17 protein-coding genes are annotated in these 18,060 nt (G+C 30.4%); 13 read left to right on the top strand and 4 right to left on the bottom strand.

The window, feature by feature from the left end:
* Positions 1-11: 11 nt before the first annotated feature.
* Complete coding sequence (topA, locus tag ACWYN7_RS01270; RefSeq protein ID WP_462858032.1) at positions 12-2,495, bottom strand: type I DNA topoisomerase; 2,484 nt, start codon at positions 2,493-2,495, stop codon at positions 12-14.
* Positions 2,496-2,696: 201 nt separating this feature from the next.
* On the opposite strand from topA, the gene miaB reads away from it, so the two are divergent.
* From miaB to groL, 8 genes are all read left to right on the top strand, one after another.
* A complete protein-coding gene (miaB, locus tag ACWYN7_RS01265) occupies positions 2,697-4,154 on the top strand; it encodes a tRNA (N6-isopentenyl adenosine(37)-C2)-methylthiotransferase MiaB (RefSeq protein WP_462858297.1) in 1,458 nt (485 codons plus the stop codon).
* A 194-nt stretch (positions 4,155-4,348) separates the two neighbouring features.
* A complete protein-coding gene (locus ACWYN7_RS01260; protein ID WP_462858031.1) occupies positions 4,349-5,572 on the top strand; it encodes a sigma 54-interacting transcriptional regulator in 1,224 nt (407 codons plus the stop codon).
* A 29-nt stretch (positions 5,573-5,601) separates the two neighbouring features.
* Positions 5,602-6,099 (top strand): LptE family protein, encoded by a 498-nt coding sequence (locus ACWYN7_RS01255; protein WP_462858030.1) that lies wholly within the window; start codon positions 5,602-5,604, stop codon positions 6,097-6,099.
* Position 6,100: 1 nt separating this feature from the next.
* A complete protein-coding gene (locus ACWYN7_RS01250) occupies positions 6,101-6,598 on the top strand; it encodes an LptE family protein (RefSeq protein WP_462858029.1) in 498 nt (165 codons plus the stop codon).
* 31 nt (positions 6,599-6,629) lie between these two features.
* The gene (locus tag ACWYN7_RS01245; protein WP_462858028.1) at positions 6,630-7,466 is read left to right on the top strand and encodes a hypothetical protein; all 837 of its coding nucleotides are present in this window, start codon (positions 6,630-6,632) and stop codon (positions 7,464-7,466) included.
* A complete protein-coding gene (gene secG, locus ACWYN7_RS01240; protein ID WP_462858027.1) occupies positions 7,466-7,795 on the top strand; it encodes a preprotein translocase subunit SecG in 330 nt (109 codons plus the stop codon). Before ACWYN7_RS01245 ends, secG begins: the two co-directional genes overlap by 1 nt.
* A gap of 178 nt (positions 7,796-7,973) precedes the next feature.
* Positions 7,974-8,249, top strand: a complete 276-nt coding sequence (locus tag ACWYN7_RS01235; protein WP_068362848.1) for a co-chaperone GroES — start codon at positions 7,974-7,976, stop codon at positions 8,247-8,249.
* Between the two features lie 133 nt (positions 8,250-8,382).
* On the top strand, positions 8,383-10,020 hold the full coding sequence (gene groL / locus ACWYN7_RS01230; protein WP_462858026.1) for a chaperonin GroEL: 1,638 nt from the start codon (positions 8,383-8,385) through the stop codon (positions 10,018-10,020).
* Between the two features lie 163 nt (positions 10,021-10,183).
* On the opposite strand, the gene ACWYN7_RS01225 is transcribed toward groL, so the two are convergent.
* The 3 genes from ACWYN7_RS01225 to ACWYN7_RS01215 form a co-directional block, all read right to left on the bottom strand.
* Entirely contained in the window at positions 10,184-10,594 is a 411-nt protein-coding gene (locus tag ACWYN7_RS01225; RefSeq protein ID WP_462858025.1) for a heavy-metal-associated domain-containing protein, read from the bottom strand.
* A 43-nt stretch (positions 10,595-10,637) separates the two neighbouring features.
* Complete coding sequence (locus ACWYN7_RS01220) at positions 10,638-12,902, bottom strand: TonB-dependent receptor (RefSeq protein ID WP_462858024.1); 2,265 nt, start codon at positions 12,900-12,902, stop codon at positions 10,638-10,640.
* Positions 12,903-13,040: 138 nt separating this feature from the next.
* Positions 13,041-13,445, bottom strand: coding sequence for an HYC_CC_PP family protein (locus tag ACWYN7_RS01215; protein WP_462858023.1), 405 nt, complete (start codon positions 13,443-13,445; stop codon positions 13,041-13,043).
* A 129-nt stretch (positions 13,446-13,574) separates the two neighbouring features.
* Between ACWYN7_RS01215 and ACWYN7_RS01210 the strand changes: the two genes are divergently transcribed.
* From ACWYN7_RS01210 to mreC, 5 genes are all read left to right on the top strand, one after another.
* Positions 13,575-14,027, top strand: a complete 453-nt coding sequence (locus ACWYN7_RS01210) for a GAF domain-containing protein (protein WP_462858022.1) — start codon at positions 13,575-13,577, stop codon at positions 14,025-14,027.
* A gap of 75 nt (positions 14,028-14,102) precedes the next feature.
* The gene (locus ACWYN7_RS01205; protein ID WP_462858021.1) at positions 14,103-14,231 is read left to right on the top strand and encodes a hypothetical protein; all 129 of its coding nucleotides are present in this window, start codon (positions 14,103-14,105) and stop codon (positions 14,229-14,231) included.
* Positions 14,232-14,339: 108 nt separating this feature from the next.
* Positions 14,340-15,866: a bifunctional phosphoribosylaminoimidazolecarboxamide formyltransferase/IMP cyclohydrolase gene (gene purH, locus ACWYN7_RS01200; RefSeq protein WP_462858020.1), complete on the top strand. Its 1,527-nt coding sequence runs from the start codon at positions 14,340-14,342 to the stop codon at positions 15,864-15,866.
* A 73-nt stretch (positions 15,867-15,939) separates the two neighbouring features.
* Positions 15,940-16,968, top strand: a complete 1,029-nt coding sequence (locus ACWYN7_RS01195) for a rod shape-determining protein (RefSeq protein WP_462858019.1) — start codon at positions 15,940-15,942, stop codon at positions 16,966-16,968.
* Between the two features lie 18 nt (positions 16,969-16,986).
* Positions 16,987-17,811 (top strand): rod shape-determining protein MreC, encoded by an 825-nt coding sequence (gene mreC, locus ACWYN7_RS01190; protein WP_462858018.1) that lies wholly within the window; start codon positions 16,987-16,989, stop codon positions 17,809-17,811.
* Positions 17,812-18,060: the final 249 nt, after the last annotated feature.

Genomic DNA, 18,060 nt, shown 5'->3' with positions numbered 1-18,060 from the left:
TATAAAAAATCTTATTTCTTTTTAGCTGTTTTTCGTTTTGTCGCTTTTTTCTTAGGCGTTTTTGCTTCAATCATTTTAACAGCCTCTTCTTTAGAAAGTTTTTCAATTTCTGTAGTTTTTGGTAATTCAATTTTAATTTTACCCTTTAAAACATTGAAACGCCCCCATCTAGCTTTTTCTACACGAATACCAACATCTTCCCAATTATGGATTACTTTATCAATTTCTTTCTGTTTTTTAACTTCAATTAATTCAACAATATCATCATCAGAAAGATTATCAAAATCGTACTTTTTATTTACGTTGATAAACATTCCATTCCATTTTATAAACGGCCCAAAACGTCCTACACCTTTTTGTACTGGTAAATCTTCGTAATGATAAATTGGTGCATCTGCCTTTTGCTTAGCTCTTATTAACTCTTCTGCCCTTGGCAAATCTACTTCCATAGGGTTTTCTCCTTTATCTAAAGAAACAAACATTTTTCCAAAACGAATGTAAGGTCCAAATCTACCATTAGAAACAATTACTTCTTCGCCTTCGTAAGTACCTAAAGTTTTTGGAAGCAAGAACAATTCTAATGCTTCTTCTAATGTAATTGTTCCTAAATGTTGATCTTTATTTAGGCTTGCAAATTGCTTTTCTTCATCTTCTGGAGCACCAATTTGAGCAATTGGCCCAAATTTACCCAAACGTACTAAAACTGTTTTTCCACTTTGTGGATGTTTTCCTAAAATGCGCTCACCAGATTCTCTTTCTGCATTTTCTTTTACATCTTCTACATTGTCGTGAAACTTTGCGTAGAAACTTTTTATCATTTCTATCCAATCTTCATCACCTTCAGAAATATCATCAAAAGAATTTTCAACTTTTGCAGTAAATCCGAAATCTAAAATGTTCGAAAAATTGGCCACTAAAAAGTCGTTTACAATATTACCAATATCTGTAGGCACTAGTTTATTTTTATTAGAACCTGTTTTTTCTGTTAATTTCTGACTTTTTACAGTTCCATCAACCAAAATCATTTGTTCATAATTTCTTTCTTCCCCTTCATTTTGTCCTTTTTCGATATAACCTCTTCTTTGAACTGTAGAAATTGTTGGTGCATATGTAGATGGACGACCAATACCTAATTCTTCTAACTGCTTTACCAAAGACGCTTCTGTAAAACGATAAGGAGGACTTGTAAAACGCTGTGTAGCATTAATAAAAGCGTAATTTAAGTTTTCACCAACTTTTAAGTTTGGTAACATTCCTGCTTGTTCTTCTTCTTCGTTATCAGTTCCTTCTAAATACACTTTTAAGAAACCATCAAACTTTATCATTTCTCCATTAGCAGTAAAGATTTTTTTGTTTTCGGTATTCTCTATCTTTATGTTGGTTCTTTCTAACTGAGCATCACTCATTTGAGACGCTAAAGTTCTTTTCCAGATTAAATCGTACAATCTATTTTGATCGTATTCAGTATCTATAGCATGCATTTTCATGTTTGTAGGACGAATAGCTTCGTGAGCTTCTTGAGCACCTTTTGCTTTCGACTTAAAAACACGTTGTTTGCTATATTCTGCACCATAATAATTGGTAATCTCTTCTTCAGCAGCATCTCTTGCATCTACAGATAAATTTACACTATCTGTTCTCATATAAGTAATTAAACCTGCCTCGTACAAACGTTGTGCAACTTGCATGGTTCTACCAACTGCAAAACCTAATTTACGTGATGCTTCTTGTTGTAATGTTGATGTTGTAAATGGCGCAGCTGGAGATTTTTTAGCTGGCTTTTTAGTTAAATCTGCAATAGAAAAATCTGCATTTGCACAAGATTTTAAAAAGTCTTCTGCAGCTTTTTTAGTATCAAAATTCTTAGGAATAGAAGCTTTAAACTTTTTACCTTCTTCGTTTGTAAATTCTGCAGTTACCTTATAATGTGTTTCTGCTTTAAAATCTAAAATACTTCTTTCTCTTTCTACAATTAAACGTACAGCCACAGATTGTACTCTACCCGCAGACAATCCTCCTTTTACTTTACGCCATAAAACTGGAGACAGCTCATACCCCACAAGACGATCTAAAACTCTACGTGCTTGCTGTGCGTTTACCATATCATAATCTATATCTCTAGGATTTTCGACAGCTTTTAAAATGGCTTTTTTAGTAATTTCGTGAAATACAATACGTTTGGTATTTTCATCTTTTAAATCTAATTGTTCTTTTAAATGCCAAGCAATTGCTTCTCCCTCTCGATCTTCATCACTTGCTAACCAAACAGTTTCTGCTTTTTTTGCTAAATTTTTTAACTTTTTAACAACTGGTTTTTTATCTGTTGATATAATATATTTAGGACTAAAATCTCCTTCTACATCAATACCCAATTCTTTAGATGGTAAATCTGCAATATGACCATAACTCGATTCTACTTGAAACTCTTTTCCAAGAAATTTTTCGATGGTTTTTGCTTTTGCAGGTGACTCAACTATTACTAAATTCTTTGCCATTTATCTTTCTTTTATCACTAAAACGCTTTAAAAACGTAGCTTTTCTTACTGCAAAAGTAGTCAGTTTTTTGTTAAAAAAAATTTTTTCATCACTTTTCGATAAATAATTAACAGATTTAGCACAATATTTTTTCTGCCAATTTGTCATTAAAATATAAATTTGGTTGTATCTTTGCCCACCTTCAAATGATAAATTTAGAGATGGAACAAGTAGAAAAAATTATCGACGAAAGAATACAAGGCAAAGCGCTTGTTACTGAAAATAAAAATGAAAATTCTAAAAAATTATTCATAGAAAGCTATGGCTGTCAAATGAATATGAACGATAGTGAAATTGTAGCTGCTATCTTAGACAAGCAAGGTTATAACACCACTCAGGTTTTAGAAGAGGCAGATTTGGTCTTGGTAAACACTTGCTCAATTCGCGAAAAAGCAGAAACCACAGTTCGTAAAAGATTACAGAAATATAATAGAGTAAAACAACAATCGAACAAAACAATGAAAGTAGGCGTTTTGGGCTGTATGGCTGAACGTTTAAAAGAAAAGTTTTTAGAAGAAGAAAAAATTGTTGATTTAGTTGTTGGGCCAGATGCGTATAAAGACCTCCCAAATTTATTAGAAGAAGTTAACGAAGGTAGAGATGCTGTAAATGTAATTTTATCTAAAGAAGAAACCTATGGAGACATTTCTCCTGTGCGTTTAAATTCTAACGGAGTTTCCGCTTTTGTTTCTATAACTAGAGGTTGTGATAATATGTGTACGTTCTGCGTAGTGCCTTTTACTCGTGGACGAGAAAGAAGTCGTGACCCAAAAAGTATTTTAGAAGAAATACAATCTATGGTTGATAAAAACTTTAAAGAAATAACGCTTTTAGGTCAAAATGTAGATAGTTTTCTTTGGTATGGAGGTGGTTTAAAGAAAGATTTTAATAAAGCTTCTGAAATGGCGCAAGCTACAGCAGTAGATTTTGCTCAGCTTTTAGATATGTGTGCTACAAAATTTCCTAAAACACGTTTCCGTTTTTCTACATCAAACCCTCAAGATATGAGTTTAGATGTTATTCACACTATGGCCAAACACAAAAACATTTGCAAGTACATTCATTTACCTGTACAAAGTGGAAGTAATGCCATGTTAAAAGCCATGAACAGACAACATACACGTGAAGAATATATGGAATTGATAGATAATATCTATAAAATTATTCCTGAAATGGCTTTATCACAAGATATGATTGTTGGTTTTTGTGGAGAAACAGAACAGGATCATAAAGACACTTTAGATTTAATGGAGTATGTAAAATACGATTTCGGATTTATGTTTGCGTATTCTGAAAGACCAGGAACTTTAGCTGGCAAAAAAATGGATGATGATGTACCAGCAGCTGTAAAAAAACGTCGTTTAACAGAAGTTATCGATTTACAACAAAAACACTCATTATATAGAACACAACAACATTTAGGCAAAATAGAAGAAGTTTTAATAGAAGGTACTTCTAAGAAAAATCCTAATGAATGGAAAGGAAGAAACACACAAAATACAGTAATCGTTTTTCCTAAAGAACATTATAAATTAGGAGATTTTGTAAATGTAAAAGTAGAAGATTGTACCTCAGCAACCTTAAAAGGAACTGCTGTTGGGTATTCTGATAACAACTAAATAAGCCCCTCCTAACCTCCCCAAAAGGGAGGAACTCCAATCTTTGTGGAAAATTGGGGTATTTAGGTTGGAGTTTTAAAAATTAAAAAAAATACAAGACAAAGGAATAAAAAAGACGTTCAGAATTACTTCCCTTTCGGAAGGTTAGGATGTGCAAATTTTTCCTCTTTGAGGAAATTAAAAGGGGCTTATTTATGGAAAACTTACAAGCATTAAAACAACGTTTTGGAATTATTGGTAACGATATTCAATTAAACAGAGCTTTAGAAAAAGCAGTTAGAGTTGCGCCTACTGATATTTCTGTTTTAGTAACAGGAGAAAGTGGTGTTGGTAAAGAAAGTATTCCTAAAATTATACATTCTTTATCGCACAGAAAACATGCCAAATATATTGCGGTTAACTGTGGTGCAATTCCTGAAGGAACCATAGACAGTGAGTTATTTGGACACGAAAAAGGAGCTTTTACAGGAGCTACACAAGATAGAAAAGGATATTTTGAAGTTGCTGATGGTGGAACTATTTTTTTAGATGAAGTTGGAGAATTACCCTTAACCACACAAGTACGTTTGTTGCGTGTTTTAGAAAATGGAGAATTTATAAAAGTAGGCTCTTCTAAAGTACTAAAAACTAACGTTAGAATTGTAGCAGCAACCAATGTAAATATGCGATCTGCTATTCAAAAAGAAAAGTTTAGAGAAGATTTATATTACAGATTAAGCACTGTTGAAATTAGCTTGCCAGCTTTAAGAGATCGTAATGAAGATATTCATTTATTGTTTCGAAAATTTGCTTCAGATTTTGCCCAAAAATACAGAATGCCTTCTATCAGATTAGATGAAAATGCAGTAAACATTTTATTAAATTATCGTTTTCCTGGTAACATCCGTCAATTAAAAAATTTAGCAGAACAAATATCTGTAATAGAAGAAGATAGAATAGTTTCTGCATCAAAACTGCAACAATACCTACCAAATAATTCTGGCAATTTACCTGCAATTGTTGGCGGTAAAAAAGAAAATGATTTTTCTACTGAACGTGATATTATGTATAAGATTTTGTTTGATATGCGTAATGACATCAACGATTTAAAGAAATTGACCTTAGATTTGATGAAAAACGGAAATGTAGAAGAAGTACAAGAAGAAAATCATCATTTGTTAGAAAAAATTTACAGCGATAAAGAATTACGAGAAAACGACATCGAAGTTTTAAACATACCTCAGAATTCATCCAAAGAAAAAGATTATGATTTTATTGAGACCATTGAAGAAGACGAATCTTTATCTTTACAAGACAAAGAAATAGAGATGATTAAAAAATCTTTAGAAAAAAACAACAATAAACGTAAATTGGCAGCTAAAGAATTAGGTATTTCTGAAAGAACTTTATACCGAAAAATAAAACAATACGATTTGTAATTTTTTTGCAAAGAACTTGGTAAGTAACAATGAAAAAAACACTTTTAGCCTTAACATTATTAATTTCAGTAGGATGTAAAACATATACATTCAAAAATTTTGATATCGGTAACGCTAAAACCTTACAAATAGATTTTTTTAGAAACGAAGCACCTTTGATAGAACCACAACTAAGTCAAAAATTCACAGAGAGTCTTCAAAATTTATTTATTGAACAAACCAAATTACAATTAACAAACTCTAATGGAGATTTGTATTTTAGTGGTGAAATTATAGACTATAGAATTAGACCTGTAAGTGGAATATCAAATCAAACTGCAGCACAAAATAGACTAACAATTTCAGTTAATGTTAGATTTGAGAATAAAAACAATAGTAATAAAAATTTTGAGAAAGTATTTTCATTCTATTCTGATTTCGATGCAAATGCTCAACTTTCTGGAGACCTTCTAAATAATTTGATAAATCAAATCAATGAAAGAATTACACAAGATATTTTAAACCTATCAATTGCAAATGATTTTTAAAATGAAAAAAATAATTTTATCCTTAATCATAATTACAACTTTAATTGGTTGTGGAGCTTACTCTTTTACTGGAGGAAATACTGGTGATGCAAAAACTATTCAAATTGATTTTTTCCCAAATCAAGCACCTTTAGTAGAACCTGCTTTAACACAACGTTTTACTAACGAATTACAAGATTTGTTTACTCGTCAAACTAATTTAACACTTACAAACAAAAATGGTGATTTACATTTTAGTGGAGAAATTACAGGCTATAGAGTAACACCAATGAGTGGAACATCAGACCAAACTGCTGCACAAAATAGATTAACAGTTACTGTAAATGTTCGTTTTGAAAACAAGCTAGAAGAAAAAGACGATTTCGAAAAAACGTTTTCTTTTTATTCTGATTTTGATGCAAATTCTCAACTAACAGGAAGCGTTCTAGAAGCGGCTTTGGATGAAATTATAGAAAGAATAACACAAGATATTTTTAATGCTTCTGTTGCAAAGTGGTAGTAAGTTAGAAGTTAGATTAAAAAAAAGAAGTTTGAATAAAAATAAGTTCATAGAAGTTATAAGCGAAAAACAAAAAATTCAGCAATTAGAAACTGTTGAATTAAAAACGGTTATAGACAATTACCCCTATTTTCAATCGGCAAGAGCATTATATTTAAAAGGATTAAAAAATCAGGATAGTTTTAAATACAACAACGAATTAAAAATAACGGCTGCTTATACCACAGACAGAACTATTTTGTTTGATTTTATTACTTCTAAAAAATTCACAAATCCGAACGAAGAAATTCATCAAAAAATAATTGATAAAATTTCTGATGAAACTTTTATTGAATCTGTAAATGAACAGCCAGAAGTAACATCAACTAAAAAAGACGAAACAACATCAGGAGAAACAACATCAGAAGAAATAAAGATTGATGTTACTGAAAAACCAATAGAAGAAACTGTTATAGAACCAGTAAAAGAAACAGAAGAAAAATTAGAAATTGGTAAACCTATTACATTTAACAGTTCAGAGAGTCATTCTTTTAATCAATGGTTGCAATTATCTACAAAAAAACCAGTGGTTAGAAAAGAAACTACACCAAAACCGATTGCTAAAAAAGTAAAGATTATAGAAAAATTCATTCAGAGTAATCCAAAAATAGAACCACTTTCTAAAGATAAAAAAGTATCAATTTCTGTAGCAAAAAACACCCAAGATTCCTCTTTAATGACAGAGACTTTGGCCAAAGTTTATCTAGAACAAAAAAAGTATGAAAACGCAATACAAGCTTACCGAATTTTAAGTTTGAAATATCCAGAAAAAAGTGGTTTCTTTGCAGACCAAATTAAAAGAGTACAAATTTTACAAAAACATAAATAATGAGTTATACAGCATTTTTAATCCTAATTTTAATTGTAGCAGTAGCTTTAATTTTAATAGTAATGGTTCAAAACCCTAAAGGTGGAGGATTATCTTCTTCTTTTGGAGGTGGAGGCGCACAATCTTTAGGTGGCGTACAAAACACAAATAACTTTTTAGACAGAACTACATGGACATTGGCTATAGCTATGTTTTTTTTAATACTAATTTCTAATGTTGCTATTCCAAGAGCAGGAGATAATGGTGTTAATCTAGACAATACTTTAGATGGTATAGAATCTACAATACCTGTAGAGAATGATGCTCCTGCAACTAACGATAGTATTTAACAAACTATCAATACAAAATTTAAATGCCAACGTAAAAATGACACGTTGGCATTTTTTTTTACACAAAAGTTAAAGAAAAAAACAATCAAAGTAAAATTGTCAGTTTTAGTTTGATGGCATAATTTCTGACTATTTAAAAACGTTATTAATAATTTAATTAATTAAAAATTTATAAACAATGAGTTTAAACATTAAACCTTTAGCAGACAGAGTTCTTGTAGAACCTGCTCCAGCAGAAACAAAAACAGCTTCTGGATTAATAATTCCAGATAATGCAAAAGAAAAACCTCAAAAAGGAACTGTAGTTGCAGTTGGAAATGGTAAAGTTGATGAGCCTTTAACTGTAAAAGTTGGTGATACTGTGTTATATGGTAAATATGGTGGAACTGATTTAAAACTAGAAGGTAAAGATTATTTAATGATGCGTGAATCTGATATTTTGGCAATTATATAAATAATGCCCATCCTAGCCTTCCCTAAGGGAAGGAACTAGAAAGTTTATGGTAAAACTGATAACTAAACTAAAAAATAATTAATTCCGAGTAAATTTTTCGAAATTTTAAACTTGGAACTTTAAATAAAAAACAATGGCAAAAGATATAAAATTTGATATAGAAGCTAGAGATGGCTTAAAACGTGGAGTTGATGCATTAGCAAATGCAGTAAAAGTAACTTTAGGACCAAAAGGAAGAAATGTAATTATTTCTAAATCTTTTGGTGCGCCAACTGTTACCAAAGATGGTGTTTCTGTAGCAAAAGAAGTAGAGTTAGCAGACGAGCTAGAAAACATGGGAGCTCAAATGGTAAAAGAAGTAGCTTCTAAAACGAACGATTTAGCTGGTGATGGAACTACAACTGCTACTGTTTTAGCACAAGCAATTGTAAAAGAAGGCTTAAAAAACGTTGCTGCAGGTGCAAACCCAATGGATTTAAAAAGAGGAATTGATAAAGCTGTAGAAGCAATTGTTGCAGATTTAGAAAAACAAACTCAAAAAGTTGGTAATTCTTCAGATAAAATTCAACAAGTAGCTTCAATTTCTGCAAATAACGATTCTGTTATTGGAGATTTAATTGCAACTGCTTTCGATAAAGTTGGTAAAGAAGGTGTAATTACTGTAGAAGAAGCAAAAGGTACAGATACTTATGTAGATGTTGTAGAAGGTATGCAATTTGATAGAGGTTATTTATCGCCTTACTTTGTTACTGATGCAGATAAAATGATTGCAGATTTAGAAAATCCTTATGTTTTATTGTTTGATAAAAAGATTTCTAACCTACAAGAAATTCTTCCAATTTTAGAACCAGTTTCTCAATCTGGTAGACCTTTATTAATTATTGCAGAAGATGTAGATGGACAAGCTTTAGCTACTTTAGTGGTTAATAAATTACGTGGCGGATTAAAAATTGCTGCTGTAAAAGCTCCTGGTTTTGGAGACAGAAGAAAAGCAATGTTAGAAGATATCGCAATTTTAACTGGTGGAACTGTGATTTCTGAAGAAAGAGGATTCTCTCTAGAAAATGCAACTTTAGATTTATTAGGAACTGCAGAAGGAATTACTATTGATAAAGACAACACTACAATTGTAAATGGTTCTGGTGATGCAGATAGCATTAAAGCAAGAGTTTCTCAAATTAAAGCTCAAATAGAAACTACTACTTCTGATTACGATAAAGAAAAACTACAAGAACGTTTGGCTAAATTAGCTGGTGGTGTTGCAGTTTTATATGTAGGTGCTGCTTCTGAAGTAGAAATGAAAGAAAAGAAAGACAGAGTTGATGATGCTTTACACGCAACAAGAGCTGCTGTAGAAGAAGGTATTGTTGCTGGGGGTGGTGTTGCTTTAGTACGCGCTAAAAAAGTTTTAGAAAAATTAGCTACTGATAATTTAGACGAAACTACTGGTGTACAAATTGTAAACAAAGCTATTGAAGCACCTTTAAGAACAATTGTAGAAAATGCTGGTGGCGAAGGTTCTGTAGTAATCAACAAAGTTTTAGAAGGTAAAAAAGACTTTGGTTACGATGCTAAAACAGAAACTTATGTAGACATGTTAGAAGCTGGTATTATAGACCCTAAAAAAGTAACTAGAGTTGCTTTAGAAAATGCTGCCTCAGTTGCTGGTATGATTTTAACTACTGAATGTGCTTTAGTTGATATTAAAGAAGATGCACCTGCAGGTGGTGGAATGCCTCCAATGGGTGGTGGAATGCCAGGAATGATGTAATGGAGAATCTCCATTGATAAATTATATTTCTTGGCTATAGTCAATTCGACTTTAGTGAGAAATCTTAAAACAAAAATCCGATAGAAATATTTCTATCGGATTTTTTTATTGATTAATTTCAATTAACCCTTTCAGGATTTTAAAACCTGAAAGGGTTACTATTTTAATTCTTTTTTTTCTGCTTTTTCAACTCTCCTTCATGCTCTAAAACAATTTCATCTTCTCTGTATTTACAACAAGGATGCACAGAATTATATGCTTCTGTTTCAGCTACCAATTTTTTATCTTCTTCTAAAAGGATGTCATGACCAACTTCTAAAATATTTTTTTGCACAGTAGCAACATCAGATTTACGCTCGTCCATAATTAGGTTTAATTGATGTGTTTCTATACTCCAAATGGCAAACTTTACACCTTTGGTTTTTAAAGCTGCAGTTTCTATACGCTTTTTACACATACCACAAACTCCATCTACTTTAAAAGAAATTTTTGCGTTTTTATTCTTTTTTACTTCTTGAGATTGAACCGAAAATCCAATCAAAAACAAACTAAATACTAAGATTATTTTTTTCATTTTTATTATATTTTAAATTATTGTTGTTGTTGTTGTTTATTATTTACTTTATTTTAAATCTTAATCCTGCATAAATCGATCTTCCAAAAATAGGTGCAAATACCATTGTTGTATCAAAATTTGGCCCAAAAGGATCATCACTAGCTAAAATAGGATTATTTTGTTGAACATTTGTAAGATTTTCAGCTCCAAAATAGATTTCAAATTTACTGTTAAACACCTTTGTAATTTGAGCATTTAACAATTGATAAGGCTCAGAATTTTCTGGTAATTGATATTGCTCTGGATTAGAACTTGTATTTGGCAAACGCTGTGTACCAATATTATTAAAAGTAATATCAAACCTCCATTGTGCATCTTTTTCTGTCAATTCAGTTTCATAAGAAAGGTTTGCAAAAAAACGATCTTTTGGCTGAACAGGTTTTTGCAAATTACCAGATTTATAATCCGTAGAAATATCAAAATATTTATATGCCGTTCTTAAATTAAAATTAGGTGCCAAGTTATAATTTACCTCTAATTGAAAACTGTTTGCAATACTGTTACCTTCTAAATTATAAAATGAAATTTCTTGCGGATTTTCCCAATCAACAATAACTTGATTTTGAAAATTGGTTTGATAAAAATCGAAAGTAATATCACCTTTATTATCAAATAAATTGAATTTCTGCAAATAAGAAACTCCGTAATTCCAAGCAATTTCTGGATTTAATCCGTAGATTTCTCCACCAACATTATCTATCTGAATCTGTCTTGAACTCGCAAATAACTGTTGATTTTCAGCAAAAATATTCGCACTTCTTTTTCCTCTACCTACAGAAGCTCTAAATACACCTTTTTCCCAAGGCACGTAACGTAAATGCAATCTTGGTGTTACAAAAGTACCTAACAAATTGTGCGTATCTACTCTTAAGCCAGCTGTTAAACTAAAGTTTTCTAAATTATCGAAAGCATATTCAAAAAAAGCTCCTAAAGAATTTTCTTTTCTATCATAATCAGATACATTAACCAACTCACTATAATTGTCGTGAGCAAAACTTAAACCTGTTTTAAATTTGTTTCGAGTATCGCCAATAATGGAATTAAAAATAACTGTTGAATAGACACTTTCATGCTGAATATCATACACATTTAAACCAAAATAAGAATCTTGTTGATGATTGCTATATGCCATTTGAAAACCTATACTTTGAAAAGGCATTTCTGGAAAAACATACCCCAATTTAGCAGATAAATCATAACGTTTTGTGGCTATTTCGCTTCCCCACAACTCATTACCAACTAAAGTAGTTTCTGGATAAACTCTATCTGTAGAGGGATTAAAATTAATTTCACCAGTCTGTTTTTCATCGTTTAAAAAACGAAGATTTATAAAGCTTACCCAACCTTTTTCTGCATCTGTAAATTGCCAACGATTCATTACATTTATTTGATTAGACAATGGCATATCTAAAAAATTATCATTGTTTTTATCAAACTTTTCGCCTCTATAATTACCATGAACATACAAACCTGTTCTCCATTTATCAGACACTTTTTTATTAATATGTGTGTTTAATTCTAGACGTCCATTTATAGAACTATAAGCATTTAAAAAGAATTTATTATCTGTAAATGGTTTTACCAACTCTGCATTTATTTGTCCAGAAATACTTTCAAAACCATTAACAACAGAACCTGCACCTTTTGTAATTTGTATACTTTCTACCCAAGTACCTGGTGTAAATGTTAGCCCAAAAACCTGACTAGCACCTCTTACAGAGGGTATATTTTCTTGGGTAATTAACAAATACGGACTTGTTAAACCCAACATTTGTATTTGTTTTGTACCTGTTAAAGCATCTGAAAAACTTAAATCTATAGACGGATTTGTTTCAAAACTTTCGGCTAAATTACAGCAAGCAGCTTTTAACAATTCAGCAGAATTTACGGTAAACATATTTGTGGTTGATAAAAAAGATTTCTGAACAGCGTTTCTTTTGCTTTTAATTGTAATCTCTTCTAAATCATTTTCTGGGGTTAAAAAATGATGAATTGGTTTTAAATTTTCAACAGTTACAGTATCTGTATGATAACCTAAATAACTAATTACCAATTTAGTGTATTCTTTTTTATAATCGATTGTAAACCATCCTTTACTATTGGTTATTGCACTAACATTTGTATTAAGCCAATGCACTGATGCACCTTCTACACCCAAATTATCTTTCGGATTATTCTTATCCATAATCATCCCTTTGTAAGTAGTTTGAGCATAGATGAGAAAAGGCACAAATAGCAGTAAACTATTTATAATATTTTTTTTCATTATTGTGTTTTTATTGATTTGATGTAAAAATTCATCCTAAAAAAGGACATAAATTTTCTAAATTTCTGTAATTACAGAAACAACATTTTTAAAGAGTTGACAACCTTAAAAACGGCTAAACGACTCTTATCAATAAAATCAAATTAAAAAAGTTTGGTGCAATACCTGAAAATCTTTTGGGAGGTCTGGAGGAGAAAAATCTTTATAAAAAACGCTATTTGATGCCTTTTTTACCCATAATTCTTTAAATGATAAAAAGTAAGCTGCTAAAAACTGTTGCTTTTCAAAAGATAATTGTTCAATTTTTTGAATTTGCAATTCGTCTTGCCCTTCTACTTTTTGAACCTCATCTTTACAACAGCTTTTCATTTTGGTTTCGGAAACCGAATTCATTTCCATACCACAAGTTACTGTTTCTCCTGTAAAAGATACATCAACTAAAAAATCTCCACAATAATGTTTTTCTACAGTAAAAGACAATGTAGAAATTAACACAAAGAGTGCTAAAGCAATAGAAGTTATTTTAGTAATATATTTTTTCATTTCTATGCTGCAAAAATACAAGAAGTAAATTAAAAATTTTATTAAAGTGATTTTAAAAAAATAAATAAAAAATAGAGCTCTTAAATAATGAAATTTTTGGTTTATTTTTGCAGACAATTTTATAACATTATGAACATACCTTTTTTAAAACAAGAAATCGACAAAATAATTACATCTGCTTCAGCTATTGAAAAAAAACTGCAAACCATTTGCGATTTTTTAGAAGGTGAAGTTTCTTATTATGATTGGGTGGGTTTTTATTTTAAAAACGGAGACAAAGAAGAACTTAAATTAGCACAATATACAGGCGAAGAAACTGAACACACCATTATACCTTTTGGTAAAGGAATTTGTGGACAAGTTGCTGTGAGTAACCAAAATTTTGTTGTGCAAGATGTTTCTGAACAAGACAATTATATTTCTTGTGGTTGGAAAGTGAAATCTGAAATTGTAATTCCTATTTTTGTAAACGGAGAAAATATAGGTCAAATTGATATAGATTCTCATACTGCAAATACATTTTCCGCAAAAGATGAGGAGCTTTTAGAGTATGTTTGTGAAAAATTATCACATATTCTTTAGTTTTATTGATTTTTATTATCATTTTTCTTAAATTTGATGAATATAATTCAAATTCGTAACTATCAAACTATAAAAATGAGAAATCAAGACACTACTGCTACTTTTTCTTCACAAAAATCATCTACTAATTATGCTTCAAAAAAACAATCTTTAATTTATCAATTTAGAGATTGGATTAGAGAATTTTTAGATAATGCCGAGTAAATTTTCTAGATTAACAAATTGTTAATTACTACCCTATTTTGTTACTATCTTTTATTGTGTTTTCTTTAAGGTTTATGTAGTTTTGCGTGCTTAACAATACAACTAAAAATGAGCACTTCAAAAACGATTAAATCTGCATTAATTTCTGTATTTCATAAAGATGGCTTAGCACCAATTGTACAAAAATTAAACGAATTAGGAGTAACAATTTATTCTACTGGTGGTACAGAAAATTTTATTAAAGAACTAGGCATAGATGTAGTTCCTGTAGAAGATGTTACCTCTTACCCTTCTATTTTAGGAGGAAGAGTAAAAACTTTACATCCAAAAGTTTTTGGAGGAATCTTAAATAGACAAGATCACGAAGGTGATGTTGCAGAAATGCAAGAATATGAAATTCCGCAATTAGATTTAGTAATTGTAGATTTATATCCTTTTGAAAAAACTGTGGCTTCTGGAGCTGCAGAACAAGATATTGTAGAAAAAATTGATATTGGTGGTATTTCTTTAATTAGAGCATCAGCAAAAAACTTTAAAGATACTTTTACAGTTTCTTCTATGGAACAGTATGATGAATTTTTATCAATTATATCAGAAAATAATGGCGAAACTACTTTAGCCCAAAGAAAAAAGTTTGCTGCAAAATCATTTAATATTTCTTCTCATTACGATACTGCAATTTTTAATTATTTTAATGAAGATGAAGTAGTTTTTAAAGCTAGCGAAACCATTTCTAAAACTTTAAGATATGGAGAAAATCCACATCAAAAAGGATATTTCTTTGGAGATTTAGACGCAATGTTCGATAAATTACATGGTAAAGAATTAAGCTACAACAATTTGTTAGATGTAGATGCTGCTGTAAATTTAATGAACGAGTTTATTGGCGAAGATCCTACTTTTGCAGTTTTAAAACACAACAACGCTTGTGGTTTTGCACAAAGAAGCACAATAAAACAAGCTTATGTAGATGCTTTAGCTGGTGATCCTGTTTCTGCTTTTGGAGGCGTTTTAATAGCTAACACAGAAATTGATTTAGCAACTGCAACAGAAATTCATAAATTATTTTGTGAAGTGGTTATTGCACCAAGTTATTCTGATGAAGCTTTATCAATCTTAAAAGGAAAGAAAAACAGAGTTATTTTAATTCAGAAAACTACAGAATTACCTGTTCAGAATGTAAGAACTGCTTTAAACGGATTATTAGTACAAGATAAAGATGCTAAAACAGATACTTTAGAAGATTTAACTTATGTTACCAATACAAAACCAACAGAAAGCGAAATAAAAGATTTATTATTCGCTTCTAAAATTTGTAAGCATACAAAATCGAATACGATTGTATTTACTAAAAACAATCAATTATTAGCAAGCGGAACAGGACAAACAAGTAGAGTTGATGCTTTACGACAAGCTATTGAAAAAGCAACTAGCTTTGGTTTCGATTTAAAAGGAGCAGTTATGGCAAGTGATGCGTTTTTTCCTTTTCCAGACTGTGTAGAAATTGCAGACAAAGCAGGTATAACAAGTGTAATTCAGCCAGGTGGTTCTATAAAAGATCAACTAAGTATAGACTATTGTAACAACAACAATATTTCTATGGTGATGACCGGAACTAGACATTTTAAACATTAAGAAATTAACAGAGTTACAGATTTAATTTAGTAAATTTGTAAGAATACATACTTAAAAATAAGAAAAATATTTTATGGGTTTTTTTGATTTTATGACCGAAGATATTGCGATCGATTTAGGAACCGCAAATACGCTAATAATTCACAATGGTAAAGTGGTTATAGATAGCCCTTCTATTGTTGCCAGAAATAGAATTACTGGTAAAATTATTGCAATTGGTCAAGAAGCAAATTTAATGCAAGGAAAAACCCATGAAAATATTAAAACTATTCGTCCTTTAAAAGATGGAGTTATTGCAGATTTTCAAGCATCAGAAGAAATGATCAAAGAATTTGTAAAGCAAATTCCATCAATTAAGAAAAAAATATTTCCACCAGCTTTAAGAATGGTAATCTGTATACCTTCTGGTATTACAGAAGTAGAAAAACGTGCTGTACGTGATTCTGCAAAACATATGAATGCCAAAGAAATTTACCTAATTTACGAACCAATGGCAGCTGCAATTGGTGTTGGTATTGATATTATGGAACCTAAAGGAAATATGATTATAGATATAGGTGGTGGTACAACAGAAATTGCTGTTATTGCTTTAGGAGGTATTGTATGCGATCAGTCTGTAAAAGTTGCTGGTGATTTATTTACTAGTGATATTATGTATTATATGCGTACGCAACACAACTTACATGTTGGTGAAACTACTGCAGAAAAAATAAAAATTACAATTGGGGCTGCTACTGAAGATTTAGATACGCCACCAGAAGAAATGCTTGTACAAGGTAGAGATTTATTAAGTGGAAAACCAAAACAAGTAAAAGTTTCTTTTAGAGAAATAGCCAAAGCATTAGACAAATCTATTTTAAGAATAGAAGATGCTGTTATGGAAACCTTATCTAAAACTCCTCCAGAATTAGCTGCAGATATTTACAATACTGGTATTTATTTAGCAGGTGGTGGTTCTATGTTAAGAGGTTTAGACAAACGTTTGTCTAGAAAAACAGATTTACCTGTTTATGTTACAGAAGACCCTTTAAGAGCTGTAGTTCGTGGAACTGGTATTGCATTAAAGGAACTAAACAAATACAAGAATGTATTAATGAATTAGCATTTTTAAGGTTTAACAATGCAGCAACTTATCTTTTTTTTACAGAAATTTAAATATTTTCTTTTTTTTTTATTTTTAGCACTTACATCACTTACATTAACATTTCGTAACCTTAATTTTCATAAAAGTAAGTTTATAAATTCTGCTAACACTGTAACTGGAGGGTTATATTCTCAAGCTACAAATATTTCTGAATATTGGAGTTTAAAATCAGAAAACAAACTTTTAGCAGAAGAAAATACCCGTTTAAAAAATTTATTAGCAAAAGAGAATGTTGCCATACATCAAATAGATTCTATCGTTTTAGATACTATAAAATACCATCAAAAATACACGTATACCACAGCAAAAATTATAAATAATAATTTTTCTAAAGCCTTTAATTTTATCACCATTAATAAAGGAAAAAATCAAGGTATAGATAAAGAAATGGCTGTAATTAATAGCAAGGGAATTATTGGTATTACCGATAACGCAAATAGTGGTTATGCAAGAGTACAATCTATATTAAACAGAAATAGTAAGATAAATGCACGTTTAAAAAATAGCAATTATTTTGGTACTTTAAGTTGGGATGCTCTAAACTATAATACAGTTCAGCTTTCTGACATACCAAGACAAGCGCCTTTACAAATTGGAGACACCATAGAAACTGGTGGAAGATCTACAATTTTTCCTGAAGGAATTTTAATTGGAACCATATCAAAAATCAATAAAGGGAATACAGCAGATAATAAAGTTGATGTTAAACTTTTTAATGACATGAGTAATCTTGGTTATGTTCAAGTTATTAAAAACTTAGATAAAGAAGAAATAAAAAATTTAGAAGCACAGAATGAATAAACCATTTAGCATGGCCATATTGTTTTTTTTCCTGCTTTTTTTGCAGGTTTTTGTGCTCAACAATATTTTGTTTTTGGGCTATATAAATCCTTATATATACATTGCTTTTGTTTTTTTATATCCATTAAAAGAAAACCGATTTGCTTTTCTTTTTCTTAGTTTTTTATTAGGTATTTTTATCGACTTTTTTTCAGATTCTGGTGGTATTCATGCCTTTTCTATTTTATGCATAGCTTATATTAGGTTGTT

The sequence above is a fragment of the Polaribacter sp. M10 genome (assembly GCF_054968445.1).
The sequence above is the reverse complement of the archived record's forward strand: the minus strand, read 5'-3'. Positions and strand labels throughout refer to the sequence as shown.

What these genes read in the sequence shown, in the direction of transcription:
- ACWYN7_RS01250 (WP_462858029.1), top strand. Translation starts at nt 6,101, where the DNA reads ATGAAAAAAATAATTTTATCCTTAATCATAATTACAACTTTAATTGGT.
- ACWYN7_RS01210 (WP_462858022.1), top strand. Translation starts at nt 13,575, where the DNA reads ATGAACATACCTTTTTTAAAACAAGAAATCGACAAAATAATTACATCT.
- ACWYN7_RS01215 (WP_462858023.1), bottom strand. Translation starts at nt 13,445, where the DNA reads ATGAAAAAATATATTACTAAAATAACTTCTATTGCTTTAGCACTCTTT.
- ACWYN7_RS01260 (WP_462858031.1), top strand. Translation starts at nt 4,349, where the DNA reads ATGGAAAACTTACAAGCATTAAAACAACGTTTTGGAATTATTGGTAAC.
- ACWYN7_RS01220 (WP_462858024.1), bottom strand. Translation starts at nt 12,902, where the DNA reads ATGAAAAAAAATATTATAAATAGTTTACTGCTATTTGTGCCTTTTCTC.
- ACWYN7_RS01225 (WP_462858025.1), bottom strand. Translation starts at nt 10,594, where the DNA reads ATGAAAAAAATAATCTTAGTATTTAGTTTGTTTTTGATTGGATTTTCG.
- ACWYN7_RS01195 (WP_462858019.1), top strand. Translation starts at nt 15,940, where the DNA reads ATGGGTTTTTTTGATTTTATGACCGAAGATATTGCGATCGATTTAGGA.
- topA (WP_462858032.1), bottom strand. Translation starts at nt 2,495, where the DNA reads ATGGCAAAGAATTTAGTAATAGTTGAGTCACCTGCAAAAGCAAAAACC.
- ACWYN7_RS01205 (WP_462858021.1), top strand. Translation starts at nt 14,103, where the DNA reads ATGAGAAATCAAGACACTACTGCTACTTTTTCTTCACAAAAATCATCT.
- mreC (WP_462858018.1), top strand. Translation starts at nt 16,987, where the DNA reads ATGCAGCAACTTATCTTTTTTTTACAGAAATTTAAATATTTTCTTTTT.
- purH (WP_462858020.1), top strand. Translation starts at nt 14,340, where the DNA reads ATGAGCACTTCAAAAACGATTAAATCTGCATTAATTTCTGTATTTCAT.
- secG (WP_462858027.1), top strand. Translation starts at nt 7,466, where the DNA reads ATGAGTTATACAGCATTTTTAATCCTAATTTTAATTGTAGCAGTAGCT.
- groL (WP_462858026.1), top strand. Translation starts at nt 8,383, where the DNA reads ATGGCAAAAGATATAAAATTTGATATAGAAGCTAGAGATGGCTTAAAA.
- miaB (WP_462858297.1), top strand. Translation starts at nt 2,697, where the DNA reads ATGGAACAAGTAGAAAAAATTATCGACGAAAGAATACAAGGCAAAGCG.
- ACWYN7_RS01235 (WP_068362848.1), top strand. Translation starts at nt 7,974, where the DNA reads ATGAGTTTAAACATTAAACCTTTAGCAGACAGAGTTCTTGTAGAACCT.
- ACWYN7_RS01255 (WP_462858030.1), top strand. Translation starts at nt 5,602, where the DNA reads ATGAAAAAAACACTTTTAGCCTTAACATTATTAATTTCAGTAGGATGT.